At 45.6% G+C, this 4,571-nt stretch carries 6 protein-coding genes; 5 read left to right on the top strand and 1 reads right to left on the bottom strand.

The genetic code is table 11. The features are described 5' to 3' along the window. The 5 genes from LBQ00_08225 to LBQ00_08205 form a co-directional block, all read left to right on the top strand. Positions 1-377, top strand: a 377-nt coding sequence (locus LBQ00_08225) for a hypothetical protein (GenBank protein MDR2018832.1), incomplete at its 5' end; no start/stop codon positions are given. Then, entirely contained in the window at positions 374-556 is a 183-nt protein-coding gene (locus LBQ00_08220; protein MDR2018831.1) for a hypothetical protein, read from the top strand. The genes LBQ00_08225 and LBQ00_08220, both read left to right, overlap by 4 nt. A gap of 197 nt (positions 557-753) precedes the next feature. Beyond that, a complete protein-coding gene (locus tag LBQ00_08215; protein MDR2018830.1) occupies positions 754-1,782 on the top strand; it encodes a DUF4325 domain-containing protein in 1,029 nt (342 codons plus the stop codon). Positions 1,783-2,315: 533 nt separating this feature from the next. After that, entirely contained in the window at positions 2,316-2,897 is a 582-nt protein-coding gene (locus LBQ00_08210) for a SocA family protein (GenBank protein MDR2018829.1), read from the top strand. Beyond that, positions 2,890-3,321 (top strand): hypothetical protein, encoded by a 432-nt coding sequence (locus LBQ00_08205; protein MDR2018828.1) that lies wholly within the window; start codon positions 2,890-2,892, stop codon positions 3,319-3,321. The genes LBQ00_08210 and LBQ00_08205 overlap by 8 nt, the downstream gene beginning before the upstream one ends. 288 nt (positions 3,322-3,609) lie before the next feature. On the opposite strand, the gene LBQ00_08200 is transcribed toward LBQ00_08205, so the two are convergent. Continuing rightward, positions 3,610-4,571, bottom strand: a 962-nt coding sequence (locus LBQ00_08200) for a hypothetical protein (protein MDR2018827.1), incomplete at its 5' end; no start/stop codon positions are given.

Raw genomic sequence — 4,571 nt, 5'->3', positions numbered from 1 at the left:
GTGAATTCAGTCTGCGCCAGATGTTTGATTCCCTTTGTCTTGTAAAGAGAGAAGATAAAGACGCTGCGAGGCACGCAATAAGGCGCCTCGCGGCCTCCGGTGAGATTAAGTCTTCGGGGAGAGGGGGGAGAATGGAAGGACGCCATGATTTTTGGAAAGCAGGTGGACGGATGATAAGAGACATACATTACATATTCGGCAAAGGGGCGGCCATAATCGCCATTAAGAAAAAGGCATCCCCGAAGAAAGAGACAAACGATTACGGGAGGGGACCTCGCGAACCCAGTGAGGCCCAAAACACAGAGCAGGCAGGTATCAGTTCAGGGCGGCATATACCGGCGGCGGGCGTTAAGGCGGGCGCCTGTGAGGTAAGATGAGCGAAGGATGGCTGTCAGGCAGAAAGGAAATTGCGCAGTATCTCGGTATTTTATCGTGGAACACGGTCAGGAAATGGAAGCGCCTCTACGGGCTGCCAATATACGCTGATCCTGCCGGAAGGCCGAAGGCGATTAAGCGCGAGCTTGACAGGTGGCTTCAGTCGTACAACGGCAAGTGAAAGATCAAGGAATGCGAAAGGATAAAGAAGAGAAACGTGGGATTGTATTGATGCCGATTGATGGTATAAGGTTAATGTAATCATTAACTTGGCAATATATTTTTACAGTTCGGAGTTTTGATATTGACAATATAACTTTTTGATGTTTACAGTTATGGCTATCAGTATAATATAAATAGACTTTTTGAGGTTCTTTCATGGCAGGAAAAAGAAGAAGGGGACAGCAAATAAGGGAATTTATTCTGGATAACATTGAAAATAATCCAAAAACAATAGTCCCGCTTACTATGGATAAATTCAGCGTTAGCAGGCAGGCCGTTCACCAGCACGTAAGACTCCTGGTGAGTCAGGGGGCGCTGATCAGGGTACGGAGCGGATATTACGAGTTGCGTCCAAAAGAGGAGTGGCATACCGCCATATCTGTTATCGAAAATCCAGACGAAGATTTTGTGTGGAGAAATCATATTAAAAGCAGGCTGGGACATTTACCGGAAAATGTCATGGATATCTGGCACTATGGCTTTACCGAGATGTTTAATAACGTAGTCGACCACTCTGAAAGCGAAACCGCAGATATCCGGATAATAAAGACAGTTCATTCGACAGAGATGATTATCAAAGATTCCGGAGTGGGAATATTTAATAAAATCACCAAAAAGATGAACCTTATTGATGAGCGCCACGCGGTCCTGGAATTGACAAAAGGAAAATTAACTACTGATCCGGAAAGGCATACCGGCGAAGGAATTTTCTTTACGTCCAGAATGTTCGACACTTTTGCCATTTTGTCGGGCGAGGTGTCTTTGGTGCATGCTTATGCGGGTGACGAAGACTGGATACTTCACAATCAGAAACCTCGTGCAGGCACTTTGATAGGGATGAAGCTAAACGATAATACGTCTCGAAAAACGACCGAAATATTCGACAGATTTACGTCGGAAGACAATTTTGGTTTTACGAAGACAGTGGTTCCTGTCCGACTGGTTCAATATGGAGACGAAAAACTTATTTCCAGATCGCAGGCCAAGAGGCTTTTAGCCAGGGTAGATCGCTTTGAAGCCGTAATATTGGATTTTAAGGAAGTAGAGACGATAGGGCGGGCTTTTGCGGACGAGGTATTCAGGGTCTTTGCGCATCAACACCCCGATATTAATCTTATGTCAGTGAACGAGAACGATGCGGTCCGGCAGGAAATAGAAAACGCCAGGCGGCAAGATTTAGTGTAGTTATGCTGCCGGCAGCATAACTCCTCAAGAACTCAAAAAACTGTAGTACTTAAGGACGTGAGCTAAAGGCACGAACGTCAATAAACCTTTAAAAATGGCGGGATGATCATGGAAGGGACGTATATCACCGCCTTATATCCAAATCCAAAATACCCAAATCCAAAACATAGGGCTTGATCTGCCCGATAATAATCCCTTTTCACGGGCCGTCTTATGTCTCCGCGCGGCAATCATGGCGGATACCGCTTCTGCGACCTCTTTATCTCTCGGGCCTCCTACAGCCTCAAGTTACCTGATTTACCGCTTCACCTCTTTAAGCGCGGACGCGGACACGGCGGATACACATGTATATGCCATCTCAAAAATATTTTGTCAGGGTTCTGTTTTGTTGCTCTTGTGATACCTCCGTCATACCCTTGTGATACCTTGGCGCACCCCTTAAGGATTTGACGAGAAATTGTATAAAAAATATCCTCTTGTGAAGTCATTCCCCACGAGGAGGAGGGTGGGGGTGGATTGAAACGGAAAGCAAGATGGGGGGGGAGAGAGTGATTTTTCGCGAAATTATGGGCATTTTTCTTGACAAGACCTTGCGTTTGAGATACTTAACAATTAGATTTATATTAAGGAGCAAAACCATGACGACATACACGTCTATCGATGTTGCTAAGAGATTTCTGGAACTAGCGGAACAGGATGACGATTATATTCAAGACATTAGCCACATGAAGTTACAAAAGCTGGTTTTTTTCGCACAGCTTATGTCTGTCAGGAATGGCATTGAAACGCCACTGCATTCCGATGAAACACAAGCTTGGGACTATGGACCCGTAGAACCCAAACTTTATAAGTTAATTAAGAAGATTGACTTAACCAATCTCACATTAAAAAACAAAGACGTTTTCGATGTTTTTTCAAAAGCTCAGCCTATAGACGATACAGAAAGTGAAGAAATCATCCAGTTTGTTTGGGGCAAATTTAAAAACTGGACAGCCGTTCAACTTTCTGCCTTAACACACCGTAAAAGTTCGCCGTGGTATGTAGTATATACTAAGGCCCGCTATGGCGTTATTCCTCTAAGTATTATGCACAAAAAGATGTTTGGGGATGCGTAAAAAAGGTTCAACAAAAGATAGCAAATTAAGCGATGTTCTCATACCTGATCGCGAAAGCCTTGAGATAGCACCTGAGATACCACCTCCTTTCAAAAATGAAAATAATCCCGTTGTGGTAGATTTTCTTGGACAGATAATCCAAGAAAAAGAAAAGATAATCCAAGAAAAAGAAAAGGATGAATTACAGCGTAGCAGAGAAGAACACACACTTCGCAAAAAATATCTTCAGCGTGTGTTCTTATTCGTGGTTATTTTTGTGGGACTGGTACTTATCCTTGTGTCTCTTGCGGGTTGTAAAGGTATATCATTTTATCTTTCTGATGCTGTTCTTATAACACTTCTTACTACAACAACGGCTAATATCATAGGAGTCCTTCTTATCGCATTTAATTGGCTGTTTCCTTCTGGTAAGAAAAAATTGTAGATTGAAAGATTGTAGAACCTGTTGCAAACTTATAATCAAATTTATCAGCAGCTCATATTGTTGGGGAGTTTTCCAAGACTGAAGACATTACAATTGGTAAGAAGGACTTTATCGCCCAAGGCCCTCTAATCGATCAAATAGCCGCTGAACATTGTCCTAAGTAATAAGTAGGCAGATACAAAACATTTAGGGGTAAGGAATAGGGGCCTGAAATATTCAGACCCCCGTTTTTTTGCCTCTATTTTACCTCAGTACTTCCACGCTTTAAGCATCCGCCCTGTCTTATCATCAAGGTCCTGTGAGACAGGTTCCTCCTGCGCATATGGCCACAGCCAGCGTTTCAGTGGACAAGTTCCATACCCCGGATGAATTAAGAGGGAAACTGCCATAGGAATCAAAATTATAATACCCTCCGGGAGTGTTAGTGTTTACGGCTACCTTAGCCCCCATGCACCCAGGGGAATAAGCCACCTTGTATGTGGACCCTCCCGTAGCCTGATAGTCTACATAATTGGCGAGCCACTGTGCACCGAGCGTACTTCCTCCTATGTAGGCTCCTCCATCGGCAAGTAGGGTTGTCCCGCTCCCCTCGTTGTATAGAGCTAGTTTCCAGGGGCAGCCATTACCATTATCTACCTTTACGGCTATCTGAGAAATATCGACAGGACCTGATCCTCCTATGGTTACGTCCGAGCTATAAGTGCCTGCCCAGTCTACTCCGTTATATCCTCCCGGTCCTCCCGCGGAATAATACCAGACGCCAGTTGCCGGAGGAGGCGTTGGAGGGTCTGGTTGATCCGTACAGGTCCCCACGCATACGGCTACGGCAAAAAGGCCATTTGTTTGTCCCGCCCATGAGCTGGCCGGATTAAGGGGAAAACTGCCATAGGAATCCCAGTTGTAATGCCCTCTCGCAGTGCCAGTCTTAAGGGCCGCCTGCGTACCTTGGCGATCCGCGACAAACGCCACTTTATATTCGGTCCCTCCCGTGGCCTGATAATTGACGGGTACGGTCACCCACCCACCCCATGTCTGAGATGAACCTCCATTGTCAAGCAAGGTCGTCCCTGTACCGCCATCGTAAAGGGCCAGTTTAAACGCCGCGTATCCACTTGAGTATGTTACCAGTGTGGCGATCTGGGATATAGTAACCGGACCCGATCCACCTATGGTTACATTAGCGGTACTGGTGCCGCCGCCCGTAGGACCCACGCTGTCATAACCTCCGGGGCTGGAATAGTACCACCGGT

This window comes from Syntrophobacterales bacterium (genome assembly GCA_031274925.1).
GTDB lineage: Bacteria > Desulfobacterota > Syntrophorhabdia > Syntrophorhabdales > Syntrophorhabdaceae > PNOM01.
Note: the sequence above shows the minus strand (reverse complement) of the source record. Positions and strands in the feature narration are given on the sequence as shown.

Excerpts from the sequence above, each read along its gene's own strand:
- LBQ00_08205 (MDR2018828.1), top strand. The coding sequence starts at position 2,890 with ATGCGTAAAAAAGGTTCAACAAAAGATAGCAAATTAAGCGATGTTCTC.
- LBQ00_08215 (MDR2018830.1), top strand. The coding sequence starts at position 754 with ATGGCAGGAAAAAGAAGAAGGGGACAGCAAATAAGGGAATTTATTCTG.
- LBQ00_08210 (MDR2018829.1), top strand. The coding sequence starts at position 2,316 with ATGGGGGGGGAGAGAGTGATTTTTCGCGAAATTATGGGCATTTTTCTT.
- LBQ00_08220 (MDR2018831.1), top strand. The coding sequence starts at position 374 with ATGAGCGAAGGATGGCTGTCAGGCAGAAAGGAAATTGCGCAGTATCTC.